General features: G+C 32.8%; 17 protein-coding genes. 15 read left to right on the forward strand and 2 right to left on the reverse strand.

Going from position 1 to position 15508, the window contains the following annotated elements; all coding sequences use genetic code 11:
• Positions 1–4: 4 nt before the first annotated feature.
• Positions 5–625 (forward strand): electron transport complex subunit RsxE, encoded by a 621-nt coding sequence (gene rsxE / locus AD60_RS03295; protein WP_103927320.1) that lies wholly within the window; start codon positions 5–7, stop codon positions 623–625.
• Positions 622–1197, forward strand: coding sequence for an electron transport complex subunit RsxA (gene rsxA, locus AD60_RS03300; protein ID WP_103927321.1), 576 nt, complete (start codon positions 622–624; stop codon positions 1195–1197). The genes rsxE and rsxA overlap by 4 nt, the downstream gene beginning before the upstream one ends.
• A gap of 22 nt (positions 1198–1219) precedes the next feature.
• Here rsxA and AD60_RS03305 read toward each other — a convergent pair whose 3' ends face one another.
• Positions 1220–3262: a metallophosphoesterase gene (locus AD60_RS03305; protein WP_103876803.1), complete on the reverse strand. Its 2043-nt coding sequence runs from the start codon at positions 3260–3262 to the stop codon at positions 1220–1222.
• A 140-nt stretch (positions 3263–3402) separates the two neighbouring features.
• On the opposite strand from AD60_RS03305, the gene frr reads away from it, so the two are divergent.
• The 12 genes from frr to AD60_RS03365 all read left to right on the forward strand — a co-directional run bounded on the left by frr (position 3403) and on the right by AD60_RS03365 (position 13602).
• The gene (gene frr, locus AD60_RS03310; protein ID WP_103876802.1) at positions 3403–3966 is read left to right on the forward strand and encodes a ribosome recycling factor; all 564 of its coding nucleotides are present in this window, start codon (positions 3403–3405) and stop codon (positions 3964–3966) included.
• A 16-nt stretch (positions 3967–3982) separates the two neighbouring features.
• Complete coding sequence (gene uppS, locus AD60_RS03315; RefSeq protein WP_103876801.1) at positions 3983–4681, forward strand: polyprenyl diphosphate synthase; 699 nt, start codon at positions 3983–3985, stop codon at positions 4679–4681.
• A 157-nt stretch (positions 4682–4838) separates the two neighbouring features.
• Positions 4839–5684: a phosphatidate cytidylyltransferase gene (locus AD60_RS03320; protein WP_158248360.1), complete on the forward strand. Its 846-nt coding sequence runs from the start codon at positions 4839–4841 to the stop codon at positions 5682–5684.
• Between the two features lie 9 nt (positions 5685–5693).
• Positions 5694–6089, forward strand: coding sequence for a prepilin-type N-terminal cleavage/methylation domain-containing protein (locus AD60_RS03325; protein ID WP_103876799.1), 396 nt, complete (start codon positions 5694–5696; stop codon positions 6087–6089).
• A 428-nt stretch (positions 6090–6517) separates the two neighbouring features.
• Positions 6518–9148: an alanine--tRNA ligase gene (alaS, locus tag AD60_RS03330; RefSeq protein WP_103876798.1), complete on the forward strand. Its 2631-nt coding sequence runs from the start codon at positions 6518–6520 to the stop codon at positions 9146–9148.
• Positions 9149–9150: 2 nt separating this feature from the next.
• Entirely contained in the window at positions 9151–9954 is an 804-nt protein-coding gene (locus tag AD60_RS03335; RefSeq protein ID WP_103876797.1) for a patatin-like phospholipase family protein, read from the forward strand.
• Positions 9951–10589 (forward strand): hypothetical protein, encoded by a 639-nt coding sequence (locus tag AD60_RS03340; RefSeq protein ID WP_103876796.1) that lies wholly within the window; start codon positions 9951–9953, stop codon positions 10587–10589. The genes AD60_RS03335 and AD60_RS03340 overlap by 4 nt, the downstream gene beginning before the upstream one ends.
• 14 nt (positions 10590–10603) lie before the next feature.
• A complete protein-coding gene (locus tag AD60_RS03345; RefSeq protein ID WP_103927322.1) occupies positions 10604–11752 on the forward strand; it encodes a type II secretion system F family protein in 1149 nt (382 codons plus the stop codon).
• Positions 11730–12155, forward strand: coding sequence for a hypothetical protein (locus AD60_RS03350; protein WP_103927323.1), 426 nt, complete (start codon positions 11730–11732; stop codon positions 12153–12155). The genes AD60_RS03345 and AD60_RS03350 overlap by 23 nt, the downstream gene beginning before the upstream one ends.
• A gap of 28 nt (positions 12156–12183) precedes the next feature.
• Positions 12184–12633 (forward strand): hypothetical protein, encoded by a 450-nt coding sequence (locus AD60_RS03355; RefSeq protein WP_103927324.1) that lies wholly within the window; start codon positions 12184–12186, stop codon positions 12631–12633.
• The gene (locus AD60_RS03360) at positions 12614–13024 is read left to right on the forward strand and encodes a hypothetical protein (protein WP_103927325.1); all 411 of its coding nucleotides are present in this window, start codon (positions 12614–12616) and stop codon (positions 13022–13024) included. The genes AD60_RS03355 and AD60_RS03360 overlap by 20 nt, the downstream gene beginning before the upstream one ends.
• On the forward strand, positions 13021–13602 hold the full coding sequence (locus AD60_RS03365) for a hypothetical protein (protein ID WP_103927326.1): 582 nt from the start codon (positions 13021–13023) through the stop codon (positions 13600–13602). The genes AD60_RS03360 and AD60_RS03365 overlap by 4 nt, the downstream gene beginning before the upstream one ends.
• Positions 13603–13905: 303 nt before the next feature.
• Here the strand turns inward: AD60_RS03365 and AD60_RS03370 are convergent, their stop codons facing one another.
• Complete coding sequence (locus AD60_RS03370; RefSeq protein WP_134080038.1) at positions 13906–14094, reverse strand: hypothetical protein; 189 nt, start codon at positions 14092–14094, stop codon at positions 13906–13908.
• 292 nt (positions 14095–14386) lie between these two features.
• Between AD60_RS03370 and AD60_RS03375 the strand changes: the two genes are divergently transcribed.
• On the forward strand, positions 14387–15457 hold the full coding sequence (locus AD60_RS03375; RefSeq protein ID WP_103876789.1) for an aldose epimerase family protein: 1071 nt from the start codon (positions 14387–14389) through the stop codon (positions 15455–15457).
• Positions 15458–15508 lie beyond the last annotated feature (51 nt).

Raw genomic sequence — 15508 nt, forward strand, 5'->3', positions numbered from 1 at the left:
AAAGATGGCTGATTTAAAAAATTTTACTAACGGTTTAATAAAAAACAATCCCGTCTTTGTTCAGGTGTTAGGAATGTGCCCTACTTTAGCTACAACCACAAGCGCACAGAATGGTTTAGGTATGGGAATAGCCACCTTATCGGTCTTAACGATGTCGAACATCGTCATTTCTTTAATCAGAAAAATAGTTCCCAAAAAGATAAGAATACCTATTTATATTGTGGTCATAGCTTCTTTTGTAACAATGATAGATCTCATAATGCACGGACTAACTTACGAATTATGGCAGACTTTGGGAATATTTATACCTTTGATAGTTGTGAACTGTATCATAATGGGAAGGGCAGAATCTTTTGCATCGAAAAACGGGGTCTTAGATTCCATATTTGATGCCTTGGGAATCGGTTTAGGTTTTACAGGCGCCCTCGTATTATTGGGATCGGTAAGAGAATTATTGGGTAACGGAACAATATTTGGTTTCCCTATTTGGGGAGAAGCATTTAATTTATACCTTTTCATACTTCCACCTGGTGCATTCATAACTTTAGGACTTTTACTTGGAATGTTCAATTCGATAGGTATAAGCAGAGAGAACAAAAAGAAGAAGGCAGGTGTTAAAAAATGAATCTTATCCTTCTGTTTATTTCAGCCGCTTTAGTTAACAATATTATTTTAACTAGATTTTTGGGTATTTGCCCTTTTTTAGGAGTTTCTAGAAGCAAGAGTTCCGCTGTTGGAATGTCTATCGCAGTAATTTTTGTCATGACGATAGCTGGAGTAATAACTTGGTTCTTAAATCAGATACTAATTATACTTGGGTTAGAATTTTTAAAAACAATCGTGTTTATTCTTGTAATTGCTGTACTTGTTCAATTTGTTGAGTTTTTTATTAAAAAATCAAGCCCAGCCCTTTATGAAGCTTTGGGAATATACTTACCCCTTATAACAACTAACTGTGCAATTTTGGGAATCGCATTGTTAAACATACAAAATAATTACACCTTCGTCGAAAGCTTGATAAACTCTTTTGCCTCTGGATTGGGGTTTTCTCTGGCATTAATAATATTTTCTTCAATAAGAGAAAAAGTGCAACTAAATAACGTCCCAAAACCTTTCCAAGGTACCGCTTTAGCGCTAATAACAGCTGGACTTCTGTCCATGGCTTTTATGGGATTTTCAGGTTTAGTAAGATTATGAAAAAGAGGGAAGTATCCCTCTTTCATTTTTTGTATATGTAGAATTCATCAATTACTTCATCAATTGGAGTGTATTGGTTCGGGAAAAGAGGATTATCAACCCTCGCTACTGCTTTTACCGTAACCTTGATAGAATCTTCATAAACATCAAAAATAACGTAGTGAAGTTTTCCAAGCACATGCTTTACATGCCAGGGTAATGGATCTGCTCCATGATTTGTATTTAGTTTAGCCCCTCCCCCACCACTGGTTATAAACATAATTCCATCCTTGAAATGCCTTTCGTAAGCATGTATATGCCCGTTTATTACAACATCAACACCATACTTTTCAAATATAGGCAGCCAATTTTTTGTGTTGAAATGACCGTTTGGAAGGTTTTCTTCCATGTTGCCATACTCCGTAGCTGTCGTCCAAAAAGGATGATGAAAAGCCACGAAGATAAACTTTTTATCATTATTGTTTTTAAGATCTTCTTCCAACCATTTCATTTGTTTTTCATATAGATTTGAAGATTCTAAAATATTAGAATCTAAGATGACAAAATGTGAGTTTCCATAGTCAAAAGAGTACCATCTCTTGGAATAATCTCCCCCTCCACTCGGAAGTTCGAATGCCCTATAATAAAGTATACTGTTTCTCTCGTGATTACCTAAAACCATGTAATATGGAATTTGAGAACTTAAGGGATATGCAGATTCAAAAAATATACTCCAACTCTTCTCTGATGTGCCTTCTTCCGTGTGATCTCCTGGTTTGAGAATAAATGCTGTATTTAGATCAGAATCCTCTACAATTCTATTAACAATGTAAGCGTGTCTTTCGTCATAGATTTGGGTATCTCCATAAACTATAAATCGAAAAGTATCAATATCTTCATCTAAATGCTTGGTTTTAAAAGCCTTTTTTTCTGTCTTGACGTCATTGAGAGTATAAGTATCCTCAACATTTATCACATATTCATAGAAAGAATTAGGTTGCAAACCAGAAAGTTCTATGTAATGGTATTCTAAAGGAAATTTGTTTGTTATTTCAAATACCATGATTTCACTGCCTGAATCATAAACTTCTACATTTGATCTAGCAGGAACAGCCATCCTGAAATTGATAATCACACCATCTTCCCTTTTATCAGTGAGAAAAGGCTTAAAGAAAAAGTAATTTTCTGGGACCTGAACCAAAAGATCTTCTGACCCTAAAAGAGAGACAGATTCGGTTTTCAAACTTCCAAAATCTACCTTAACTTGGAAATCCTCATAATCTTCCTCGTAAGGTAGATAAAATTTTGCTTTTCCTTTTTCATCAACAAGTTGGACATCTTGAATCGTTCCCAATTTATCTTCTAAAACAACCCTCATACCCTTAGCGGACTTTTCATTGCTCAATATTATATTTTTTTCGATTGTTGTATAATCAATACCAAATTTATCGTAATATTGTTTTTCTATTTCGCTAACACTTTCACCAACCGTTATAACTCTTGTAAATTCAAGAGCATCCCCAGGTTCAAGGACAAAAAATGAGATACTTGTACCCATCTGATTGCTCGCTATAACTCTTTGAAATGTTTGATCATAAACCGGGAAATATCCAAAGCTCCCATAATCTTGTTGAAGAAGTAAAACATAGTTATTTAAAACCTTTGATTTTATAAAAAAAGGAAATGTATCTGAGTAATCTATTATTTCATTCAATTGGATTCTTTTTTTTGTTTCCGTTTTGTTAGTTATCCTAGTACTCAGTAAGAGATTTTTCTCTTGTAATGTATAAGTATTCACCACTTTGAAGTCGTTTTGATCATAAATGAAAGAGATTGAATATTTTGAAGTTTCTATGACGCTGTTTTGGAAATCTACGCCAGAAATTAGAATCTTGTGGTTTTTAAAAAGACTTTGGGCCGCTTCATTACTTTTAAAAAAGGTGATATATCCATTTTCTTTGGAAATTCCAGTTGTCAAATAGTTGTTGGATAATATGTAACTATCCTGATAAGATGAAATTAAATCTGCTGAAAAAAAGAGTATAGACAAAACAACAAAAATAGTTACAATAAGATGTTTTTTCATAAAAATTCACCCCTTTTCGTGTTTTTTTACTTTTAATTATATCATATTAGAAAAACCCTTCGGTGTGATATAATATTTTCTGAATCACGTTTTATCTATGCATAAAAACATATCTAAAGTTTTTCTACGGAGGTGAAGCCATGGCAAAGAAAAGTTCTTATGCGAAGGAAGCAGAAGATAAAATGAAAAAAACTATTGAACATTTCGAGGACGAATTAAAAAGAGTAAGAACAGGAAGACCTACTACCGCTATTTTTGAGGACATAAAAGTAGATTACTATGGTGTGCCCACTCCCATCAACCAGGTGGCAACCTTAACTGTTGGAGAAGAAAGAACCGTTGTGATCACCCCATGGGATAAAAAGATGCTTGAATCCATAGAAAAAGCAATAAACGCTTCTAATTTTGGTTTTCACGCTATAAATGATGGTAACGTAGTAAGGGTGTCTTTTCCAAATCCCACTATTGAAGAAAGAAGAAAATTAGTAAAAGCTGTAAAAGAGATGCTAGAAGAAACAAAAGTGGCCTTAAGAAACATAAGAAGAGACGATATAAAAAAGGTTAAAGAAACAAAAAACGATAGCTCTTTAAGTGAGGATGAAGCAAAAAAAATTGAAGACGAAATCCAAGATATCTTGAAAGAAAAAGAAGAAGAAGCAGAAAAAATATTCCAAAGGAAAGAAAAAGAGATTATGGAGTCATAAAGGTGGAAAATAAAATATGAAACTTTCGAAGGTACCAACTCATGTTGGTATAATTATGGATGGAAATGGAAGATGGGCAACTAAAAGTGGATTTGATAGAAACTATGGTCATCAAAAGGGTGCTGAAATCGCTCAAAAGGTTATCGAGTGGTCTAAAGAATTTGGAATTAATTATCTTACCTTATACACCTTTTCAGAAGAAAATTGGAAAAGGCCACAAAATGAGATAGAATTTTTATTCGAATTATTCATAAGATACTTTGAAAATAACCTTAAACGAATTATAGAAAATGGTGTAAATGTAAGATTTTTAGGAAGAATTAACAAACTACCAGAAAGTCTTATAAATACTTGCAAAGAAATTGAAGACATAAGTAAAAATAATGAAGATTTCAATTTGATCCTTGCCTTGAATTACAGTGGGAGGCAAGAGATTTTAGATACAGTTAATAAAATTTTGGAAGATAAAAAGACAACAGTTACAAAAGAAGATATAGACAACAACCTTTATTTACCGGATGTTCCTTATCCTGATTTAATAATAAGAACCGCAGGTGAACAAAGATTAAGTAACTTCTTACTTTGGCAATCTGCTTATTCCGAACTGTACTTTACAGAAACTTTATGGCCTGATTTTTCTTATAATGATTACCTAAACGCCCTTTTAGATTATGCTAAAAGAGAAAGACGCTTTGGCGGTATAATTATCGAGTAAGTTGTAGGCACTTTAGAAATAAAAAGATTTTCAAAAATAAGACCTTGATTTTAAAAGGGTCACAAGGCATAGCACTTTTGCTGATTTGTGCAAAAAAGCTAAAGAAAGTTGTAGAGTTTCTAAGAGCTATATTATTCAAAGATATGGGGGAAAACTATTGAATAAAAAAGAACTTTGGACAAGAGTATTATCAGGTGTAATTATTGGACCAATAGTTATTTTTTCTTATCTAACATATCCCACCCTTTTAGGATTGGTTACAACAATAGTGATGTTAGCTTCCTTTGAATTGATTGAACTATTTACAAGCGATGTCAAAAATAGTTTCATCAAGCTTTTACTAACTTTTATTGTAGGAACATCCAGTCTTATATATGGATTCTCTTTAGAGGCTGAATATAGAGGAATTTTACCTTTTGAAAGCGAAGGAATATTTTTCTTAGCTTTTGTAGCGTCTGTATTTTCGATTATGCTTTTAGTTAAAGAGATAACATACACAAAAAGGTTTATAGAATCTTCTGCTTTAAGCATTATCTACGTATCTTTTTTTCTTTCAAACTTTTATTTGATTCATTTGAACTATGGACCAGGGATGGCGATTTTAGCATTAACTGCAGTATGGGCTTATGATGCTGGGGCATATTTTTTTGGATTGAGTTTCGGTAAACATAAACTTTCTCCACATTTTTCACCCAAAAAAAGTTGGGAGGGATTTTTAGGTGGCATCTTTTTCACTTTTGCTTATATACTTATATTTGATTCCATTGGGATTTTTTTTGGAGCTATTCAAAAAATAACCTTTTTGCAGGCCATTATCTTTGCATTGATGGTGGGTTTCTTCGATACCATTGGAGATCTAACAGAATCAACTATTAAAAGGTATTATAATGTAAAAAACTCAGGGGAAATCCTACCAGGTCATGGGGGGATGCTCGACAGAATTGATGGTCTGTTGATCGTAACCCCAATGTGGTATTTTTTGTTGAGAATACTTTGGATATAGGGGGAAAAAATGAAAAACAAAAAATTTAAGGAAGGGTTCACACTAGTTGAGGTTTTAATAGTCTTGGGAATCATTTCGATCCTCGCAAGTATTGCCATTCCATCAGTTAGAGGACTTATCAATCGAGCTAACGCAATTAAAGTAGTAACTGAAATGCAAAATGTTCAAGTTGCCGTAATGAACTATGGTATTTATAACCCCAACCTAGAAGGATTAACAATTAATGATCTCTTGTTAGAGGGCTATTTAACTTCTCAACCAGAATATATAGAATTAGATTCGACTAACCCTTTAGAAATCAAAATAAAATACACGAATGGTACACCTTCCGCAACTGAGCTTAATAATATTAACAACAATATACTTATAGATAATAATACAGCTTATTTAGTAGTTAAATATTAATTAGGTTAAAAAAAGAAAACAGTCCCTTTATAAATAAAAAGATTTTCAAAAATAAGATTCTGATTTAAAAGGGTTACAGAGCAGAGACTTTTTGCAGCTTTGTGCAAAATAGTTCTTTATAATGCTTTAGAAACAATTTCCATATTTTCATTTGCAAAACAAATGTGTTCGGGGATCTTAAGGGGTTTACCTTTTGCAGCTTTGTGCAAAATAGTTCTTTATAATGCTGAAGTAACATCCTCATTCTTATTTGCGAAGCAAATGTGTTCGGGGATCTTAAGGGGTTTACCCCTTAATGTTTGGGTGAAGGGGAGCTAAGAATGATGGAGATATTTTAAAAATTTTCGAATCCTAGAAGTAAGGTTTAAAGTAGGTTTCAGATTTTTCAAAGTCAAGTATGAATTGAAAAAATTAGGAGGATTTAATATATGAAATACTTCACCTCTGATGAAATTAGGGAAAAGTTCTTGTATTTTTTTGAAAAAAAAGGTCATACAAGGTTACCTAGTTCTTCTTTGATTCCCAACGATCCCCAATTGTTGTTTACAGTGGCTGGAATGGTCCCTTTTAAACCAATCTTTTGGGGAAAAGTTGAACCCACATATACGAGAATAACTACGTGTCAAAAATGTTTAAGGACAAACGACATAGAAAATGTTGGAAGAACCCCCAGACATCACACCTTTTTTGAGATGTTAGGGAACTTTTCTTTTGGGGATTATTTCAAAAAAGAGGCTATAAAATGGGCCTGGGAATTTTTAACAGAAGAATTAGAACTTCCAGCCGAAAAATTATGGGCTTCTGTGTATGAAACCGATGATGAAGCTTTTAATATCTGGAAAGACGATATCAAGATACCGGAAAATAAAATACTAAGATTCGGTAAAGAAGAAAACTGGTGGGGACCTGCGGGTCCAACCGGCCCATGTGGTCCTTGTTCAGAAATATACTTTGACACAGGGTATACCGAAAATTGCCCTGATCAAGAAAACTGTACTCCTGCATGCGATTGTGGGCGTTTTGTCGAGATTTGGAACATAGTTTTCACTGAATATTATTCCGATGAAAACGGAAACCTTTCTCCTTTACCAAGAAAAAACATTGATACTGGGGCGGGTTTTGAAAGAATCTGTGCAGTTACTCAAGGTAAATATGATAATTTTGATTCCGATTTATTCAAGGAAACAATAGAAGAAATACAACAAATCTTTGGTGTAAAATTCAGAGAAAATAAAGGTAAAGATGTATCAATAAAGGTAATAGCTGATCATTCAAGAGCAATTGCATTTCTAATATCTGAAGGAATTATACCATCAAATGAAGGAAGAGGCTATGTTTTAAGAAGATTAATAAGAAGGGCTGTACGGCACGGAGCTTTGTTAGGAGCAAAAGGGCCATTTTTAAACAGTATTCTTGAAACAGTAATTAAAAAAATGGGAAAAATCTATCCGGAACTTATCGAAAAAGAAGGTTTAATTAAAGATATTTCCTCTATGGAAGAAGAAAAGTTTTTTGAAACGATGGAAAAAGGGATGGAAAGATTAAACAACATAATTCAAAACTTAAACAACCAAGCCACATTATCTGGAAAAATCGCTTTCGAACTTTACGATACATACGGATTTCCTTTGGATCTCACAAAAGAGATATTATCCGAAAAAGGGATAGAAGTTGATGAAAAAGAATTCACAGAACTGATGAACAAACAAAGAGAGATGGCAAGAGCAGCTTCGGGTAAAGTGGAGTATGATACAACTAAACAAATTTACAAAGAAATCGATAAATTTTTGACTCTAACTGAATTTATTGGTTATGATAAACTAAGTTCGACTGAAGAAGTCCAGCTTATACTCAAAGGAGACAGTATTGTCCAACAAGCTCAAGAAGGTGAAGAAATTGAACTATTTTTCTCAAAAACACCTTTTTATGCAGAAAGGGGAGGGCAAGTTTCTGATAAGGGTATTATCTACAATGAATCATTCCAAGCTGAAGTTATACATGTTACACCTATAAGAAATGAGATAATATCTCACCTAGTAAAAATAAAAAAAGGCAGTATAAAAAACGGAGAAAGAGTATTTCTAAAAGTTGATGAAAAAAAGAGAAAAGCCACAGAGAAAAACCATACGGCAACACATCTTTTACATTCTGCACTAAGAAAAGTAATTGGAGAACATATAAGGCAGGCTGGTTCATATGTAGCTCCGGAAAGATTAAGATTCGATTTCACACATTATGAACCTTTGACCCAAGATCAAATAAAGCAAATCGAATACCTTGTAAACGAACAAATACAAAAAGCTATCCCTGTAAACATATACCTAAAAAGCTTAGAAGAAGCAAAAAATATGGATGTTATAGCCTTATTTGAAGAAAAATACGGAGAAGTGGTAAGAATTGTGGAAATAGACGATTTCTCAAGAGAGCTCTGTGGAGGCACACATGTTTCCAACACAGGAGAAATAGGAATCTTCAAAATTCTGGAGGAATCTTCCATCTCTTCAGGAGTTCGAAGAATAGAAGCTATTACAGGTTTTGAAAGCCTTAACTATGTTACAGAAATGGAAAGTATTATAACTAATTTATCTAACATGTTGGATTCATCAAGGGATCAGATTCTAGATAAAATCGAATCCATCTTAAAAACTATCAAAAATCAGGAAAAGGAAATTAAACAACTTCAATTTCAATTAGCCACAAAAAATATAGAAAGATTAGCCCAAACCCCACAAATCATTGAAGGCGAAAAGGTGGTAGTAGCTCAGTTAGAAAACTTGGAAAAAGACGTTCATGCCAACACAGCCGATATCCTACTTCAAAAGTTGGGTAGAGGCGTTGTGATCCTTTTCAACAAGAGTAACAACGATCAAGTAAGTTTGGTAGTAAAGGTATCCAAAGACATCTCTAAAAAATTTCACGCCGGAAACATTGCAAGAAAAATAGCCTCCTATTTAGGTGGTGGTGGAGGCGGTGGACCAACTTTCGCACAAGCCGGAGGAAAATATGTTAAGAAGGTAAAAGAAGTGATAGAACACATAAGCAATTTTATGGAGGTTTAAGATTGCTTGCGATAGCTTTATCTGGAGGTGGGGCTAAAGGTGCTGCCCACGTTGGAGCACTGTTAGAACTTGAAAAAATGGGAATTAAATTTGATATCGTTGTTGGTACAAGTATTGGTGCACTTGTAGGTGCTGGGTATGCCCTTTTAGGGGACTCCAAATTACTATATGAATATGCTTTAAGGTTACAAAAAGCTACTTTTATTAATAAAGTACCTGCATCGCGCAAAATACCTCCTATTTTGACGTGCATTGGTGCAAACTTGCTTCCATCAACTTTACCCTCTTTTCTTTATTTTTATATTTTAAAAAAGGTATTTAAAGATATTACCTTTGAAGATTTGAAAATTAAATTCTATTGTACCACCGTAAAAATGGAAAGTGGAGATTTGGTAATCTTTGATGAAGGACCTTTGTTCCCGGCTTTAAAAGCTAGTATGGCGATGCCTGGTGCATTCAAGCCCGTTAAAATAAACGGTAACAAATACATAGATGGTGGATCCTTGGAAAAGCTACCTATCCTAACAGCTAAAAAACTTGGTGCAGATAAAATCATCGCCCTAAAACTCTTAACAAAGAAGATAAAATACCAGGAAATAAAAAATGCCTCTCAAGCTTTTGATAGGATAGATTCAATAAGAGAAAATATATACGATAATTTAACGGAAAAGTTTGCTAACGTACTTATCGAATTGCCCACACAAGACTTTAATACTTTAGATTTCACACAAACACAAGCCTTAATAGATACTGGGAGAAAAGCTGTTTTAGAAAGAAAAGAAGAAATCTTGGAGAAAATATCATGATTTTAGTAAGTGGAGGATTTGGATGGCAAGGAATTAAAGCAGCTGAAAATTTGAAAGATTTAGATCTATCCTATTACGATACAATCATCACAAATGGTATCACAGGATTTTGTATCACCTGTTTTCAACTCAAAAAAGAAAAGATCCTTCATCAAACTTTAAAGAGTTTAAAGCCTTACTTAAACACCCTAGACAAAGATTACTTTTTTGTTGGAAACATAAAAAATTGTCTCAAACTTTCTTCAAATTTTGGAAAGTATAAATTTCAATTAAAAGAAGACACCAAATTAAATTTTCCTTTAGAGATCGAACTGATAAATTTAAAAACTGAAGAAATATCAACTAAAAAGATTAACACCATTCAAGAAAGTCTTTTTTATTCTACCCTTTTACCTGGTATTAGACCACCGTTTCAAGGATGGTACAATACCGCTTCCTTTTCAAGAACACCCTGCTACTCATTATTAAAATATCAAGGTGAAGAAATAGAAATCTATGAATCTCCCTACAATTATCACAAATCCTCAACCATACAAAGATTATACAAATCTATTCAGGTTATGAGAAGCAGATACTTTTACGAATTGATCATGGAAGAAATCAAATCAAAAAATAAGGTACAATTCAAAACATAAAAAGAAGGGGAAAAGTGAAAAAACTTTACAAGTTGGAAATTGAGGAAAGATCATCAAATAAAAGATATGAATGTCTATTACTTGTAAAAAATAAAGAAGAAATTTATGATCTTCTAACTAACCTCAATATTAGAGTTATCAACATTGATGTTGATAACTTTTATTTCGATACTAAAAAATTCAATACTGATCAAATGAGCAGCCTTGTTGATAATCTGTACCTCCTTGTAAACTCGGGCTTGACTCTCTTTGAAGCAATGGAATTTTTAGTTTTCAACGAACAGGTTGATAAGTTCATAAGAGGCGTCGTTTTTAAAGGATACTTTTTAGTGAAAAAAGGATTAGACTACAAAACAGCATTTGATTTTCCAGAAATAGATAACTACTTTAGGCATACAATAAACATCTCAAAGACAACGCTAATTTTAAGAAAAAACTTATCCAATTTAAAAAATTACTATAACAACGTCAAACTTTCCAAGTCTACCGCCGAAAAATCATTAATTTATCCACTCCTAATCCTTTCATCAATTTTAGTTTTGCTTTTTCTTCTAAATTTTTGGGTTATTCCACAGTTTTCTACTCTTTTAGGATACGATATTAATCTCAACTTATCAACTTACATGTTGATAAGTTTGTTGATATTTTTCTTCTTCGGGTTGATAACTTTCTGGATAGGCAAGTGGAACGACATTATTTGGACAAAGATACCGTTTTTAAAGTTCTTGTACAAGAATTACATACTTCATGAATTCACAAGGAACGTTAACTTACTTTTAAAAAGTGGTCTCACAATATACAACGCCTTAGAAATAGTCCTTTCTAATACGAATTCACAGTATATATCATCCACTTTCTTAACAGCCTATTTGGATATAGAAAAAGGGAAAGATCTTACGGAGGTTTTTTCAAAAATCAAAGACGTTAAAGAATTTTCTTTAACAATGAGCGTCTCAAAGAGGAAAGGAAATTATAAAGAGGTATTTGACTTCTTAGAAAACTATTATTATTCATCTTTTAAAAGCGCTTCAGATAAAATTATGAAAATGATCGAACCTGTGCTTATAATATTTTTATCTGTAATAATTTTGAGTTTGGCATTTGAAATTTACTCCAATGTCTACTTGGGAGGGATGAATTTTGAAATGGGGAGTACATTCTAAATCCCATAAGGAAGGCTTTTTACTTGTGGAAGTACTAGTTTCTTTGGGGATCGAAATAATTTTGTTCTCTTCTGTAGTTTTTTTTACCGTATATCCGCTTCAAAAATACTTTTCATCTCTTACAGAAAGATATATAGCTACAGAGGTGGTGTATAAAACACGAAGCGCATCCACCCATTACGGCGAAGATAACAACTTAAACGGAATCATTAGCTCTCAAATAGTACAGGGGAAATTAAAAATCGTGACTTATGATATAAGATTTAGAATAGAAGGTCCAACTAGCCAGAATCTATTATGGAGTTTCGGAAAAATAGCAGGAAGGGGAGGTAGAATTGTAAACAGCGAAGGCAAAACCATATTCAACGTTGTTCCAGTCACGGGAGCGCTCACCAATCCATGATCTATCTTCAAGTCTTTGGGGGAATGTTATGATTAAACTCAAATACAAAGGGAAAAAAGTATGTATAAATCATATAGATTGTTTTATTAAACCATTTGAAAATGAATTTCAACTGAGAAAAATATACTTCCAAGAAATAACTGATAAAAAAATTACTTTTAAAAAGATACATTCTTCCGATAAAGAATATTTTTTGGTAATCGATACTAGTGATTATAAAAAATCAAAAAGATCTTTATTCTTTGACACTATTATACCGGTTCAATCCATTCTTTTGAAAAAAGTGTTGGAATTCAAAGAGGGTAGATACGTTTTAGGCACAGATTTTTACAATTATGAGTTCATTAAAACCAAAGAATTCGCATTTTCGGGAATAATTGTTGACGAAAAACCAACATACTTTTTTAATAACCAAGAATTGAAAGATCTAGCAAGAAAATATTTGGAGGATAAAAGAATTGTTCCTATTAGAATCTAACGTTAGAAAATTTCTGAAATACACACTAATAGCAACCATAATTTTACTTTTGGTTCTTCTAGTTGTTGAAAGTTATGGCAAATATCAAGAATATCTGAATATCAAAAGGATGCAAAACAACTTAAATTATAATTACAACAACTACCTTTACAAAGTCTCCAACCAAAGAACTGATATACGTGAATTTTTTGACTTCTTAACAGATAACAACTTTTATCTGATAGAATTTAACTACTCCTTGACCAGTGGGCTATCTGCAAAAGTTGCAACCTTTATAGAACCAACTCAAAAAATAAAGAGCAAGTATTCCATATCTGAATTGACTAAAATAAATATGGGAGCCACATATTACGTTATTCTTGAAATTAAAGAACAAGGAGTCAAACAATGAAACCGTATCTATTCATTATCCTTTTGTTGATTATAACTTTGATATATATAAAAAATTATCAAATTGAAGCACCAACGCTAAAATTCTCTCTCCATACCATTTCAGAAGTAGAAAGTAACTTCACATCAGAACCCTTACAAAAAGAGCTAGAAAATATTTTATCTACCGACCTTTTGTTGGAAAGTATGACTATAAAAAGAAACACCAATTCTTTTCTTGAGCTTGTGAATAATTTTGATATCTCAACATCTTTTTCATACCCTAATTTTGAGTACATCTCTAAAGATGTTAGTAATAATAAATTATACATAAAAAGCTCAAACATCTTCAAACCTTTAAAAATTGACTTATTAGATCTATGGTCACAAAAAGATAACCTGCCTAAATATCAAAAAGAAGGTGTAAAATTCTCAGGTTTTGTAATAGATTCAAAGGGAAGAAATACAGGGTTTGTTTATTTTTTTGATGAACTCATAAAGCTTTCAGCTGGCGATAAATTGGGGGAAGATTTAGTATTGGCAATTTTTAATGATGGAATTTTAATTCTAACTGAAGATAAAAAACTATGTGTTCTCTAGTCAATTCAAATTTCTTTAATTTTCCCATCTCCACTAATAGTATCTGCAAGAAATATTAACTTAACGTAAATTTTTATTTTCTCTTTCTCCTGAGTTTGACAGTTACAAAAACGTAAGAATTCTAAAACAGGTATGAATAATTGAAAAAAGGCGTTTTTTGCTTTATCTGTTTTTCAAAAGTGTCACTACATCCCTTTCTTTTCCTTTATTTATCAGTGTTTTAGTCTTACGCTTTAGCTTTGCTCCTTTCTAATCCTTTAATTTCGTCATTTTGGTCCCGTAGTTTTGGCCTCTCTATGAATTTCATATCACTAATCCATTTTTCGCCCCCGACGAGTATGAATATTTATCTTTTACAAAAACATTTCTTGCTCTATAGTCCAAATTAAAGCGGGACAAATGCTTTGGATCATTTACATCGAATATATTTATCCCTTCTCTTCCTGCTGTTACTATTATGTTTTCTTCTACTGAGTTTTCACCTTGCTCCACTGGTAGAACTACACAAACAGGCAGAGTGAATAATAAAATCAAAACTATGCCAAAAAAAATGTACTTCTTTCACCGTCCTTTCACCTCGCTTAATACGTAAGAATTCGACGTTTTTTAAACTTTGTTTTTTAAACTTTCATTGAGTATACTATACAAAACAAATACAAACGCCACAAAAACGACTAGCCTATTTCGATGACAATTAATTATGATCTAATGCAGTTTCCTGACAATGTATCCCCCCATATGATATAATATTTTAGCAACCAGAAAAATAAAAGGGGGATATTGAGTGTCAAGTTTAGGATATATTGAAAAAAATCAATGGGGATACACAGTAGAAGGGACCCCGGTGACTCTATTCACATTAAGAAACAAAAAGGGAGTTACCTTACAAGTAACAAATTATGGAGCTACATTGGTTTCTTTGTACTTACCTGATAAAAAAGGAGAATTTGAAGATATAATTTTAGGCTTCGACACGGTTTCAGATTACGAAAAACCTAACCCACAGAATCCATTTTTCGGCGCTACAATAGGACGACATGCAAATAGGATAAAAAACGGACAATTCTCACTTGAAGGTAAAAACTACACCTTAGCTCAAAACAATAATTCAAACCATCTTCATGGGGGAGTCAAGGGTTTTCAAAAGCAAATATTTCAAGCTACAGCTTTTACAACCGTTGAAGGACCTTCTGTTCGGTTCAAGCGTTTAAGCCACGATGGTGAAGAGGGTTATCCAGGAAACTTACGTGTAAGCGTTACTTACACATTAAACAACGATAATGAATTTAAGATTTCTTATACCGCAACTACTGATAAAACCACTATTATAAATTTGACAAATCACAGTTACTTTAATTTAGCAGGAGAAGGTAGAGGAAATATTTTTGATCACCAGTTAGAACTTTTTGCTAATTATTATACACCTGTAGATGAAACGTTAATCCCCACTGGAGAAATAAAAAGTGTCAAAAACACACCTTTTGATTTTACAGTCCCAAAAATTCTCGGTGAGGTGCTCAAAGATCTGAAAGATTCTCCATTAGAAGGAATAGATCATAATTTCGTATTAAACAAGGAAAATAGCAAAATATCCTTAGCTGTAAGGTTGGTTGAACCCACAAGTGGAAGAGTGATGAAGATATACACAACCGAGCCTGGGATTCAAGTATATACAGGTAATTTTGTTGATACATACGGAAAAGAAGGAAAACACTACGGAAAATATTCTGGAATAGCTTTGGAAACACAGCATTTCCCAAACACTCCAAACCAGAAAAACTTTCCTTCCACAATTTTAAGACCCTCAGAAGTTTACTCTTCAACAACAATTTACAAATTTTCTATCGTAAATTAGAGATTATTTAGCGTTCTAAAAACAGCAAAATACATTGTTTCTTGGAGGTAA

Source organism: Petrotoga sp. SL27, from assembly GCF_002924605.1.
In the GTDB taxonomy this organism is placed as follows: Bacteria; Thermotogota; Thermotogae; order Petrotogales; family Petrotogaceae; genus Petrotoga; species Petrotoga sibirica.

Coding starts and splice junctions, on each gene's coding strand:
- rsxE (WP_103927320.1), top strand. CDS start 5: ATGGCTGATTTAAAAAATTTTACTAACGGTTTAATAAAAAACAATCCC.
- rsxA (WP_103927321.1), top strand. CDS start 622: ATGAATCTTATCCTTCTGTTTATTTCAGCCGCTTTAGTTAACAATATT.
- AD60_RS03305 (WP_103876803.1), bottom strand. CDS start 3,262: ATGAAAAAACATCTTATTGTAACTATTTTTGTTGTTTTGTCTATACTC.
- frr (WP_103876802.1), top strand. CDS start 3,403: ATGGCAAAGAAAAGTTCTTATGCGAAGGAAGCAGAAGATAAAATGAAA.
- uppS (WP_103876801.1), top strand. CDS start 3,983: ATGAAACTTTCGAAGGTACCAACTCATGTTGGTATAATTATGGATGGA.
- AD60_RS03325 (WP_103876799.1), top strand. CDS start 5,694: ATGAAAAACAAAAAATTTAAGGAAGGGTTCACACTAGTTGAGGTTTTA.
- alaS (WP_103876798.1), top strand. CDS start 6,518: ATGAAATACTTCACCTCTGATGAAATTAGGGAAAAGTTCTTGTATTTT.
- AD60_RS03340 (WP_103876796.1), top strand. CDS start 9,951: ATGATTTTAGTAAGTGGAGGATTTGGATGGCAAGGAATTAAAGCAGCT.
- AD60_RS03355 (WP_103927324.1), top strand. CDS start 12,184: ATGATTAAACTCAAATACAAAGGGAAAAAAGTATGTATAAATCATATA.
- AD60_RS03365 (WP_103927326.1), top strand. CDS start 13,021: ATGAAACCGTATCTATTCATTATCCTTTTGTTGATTATAACTTTGATA.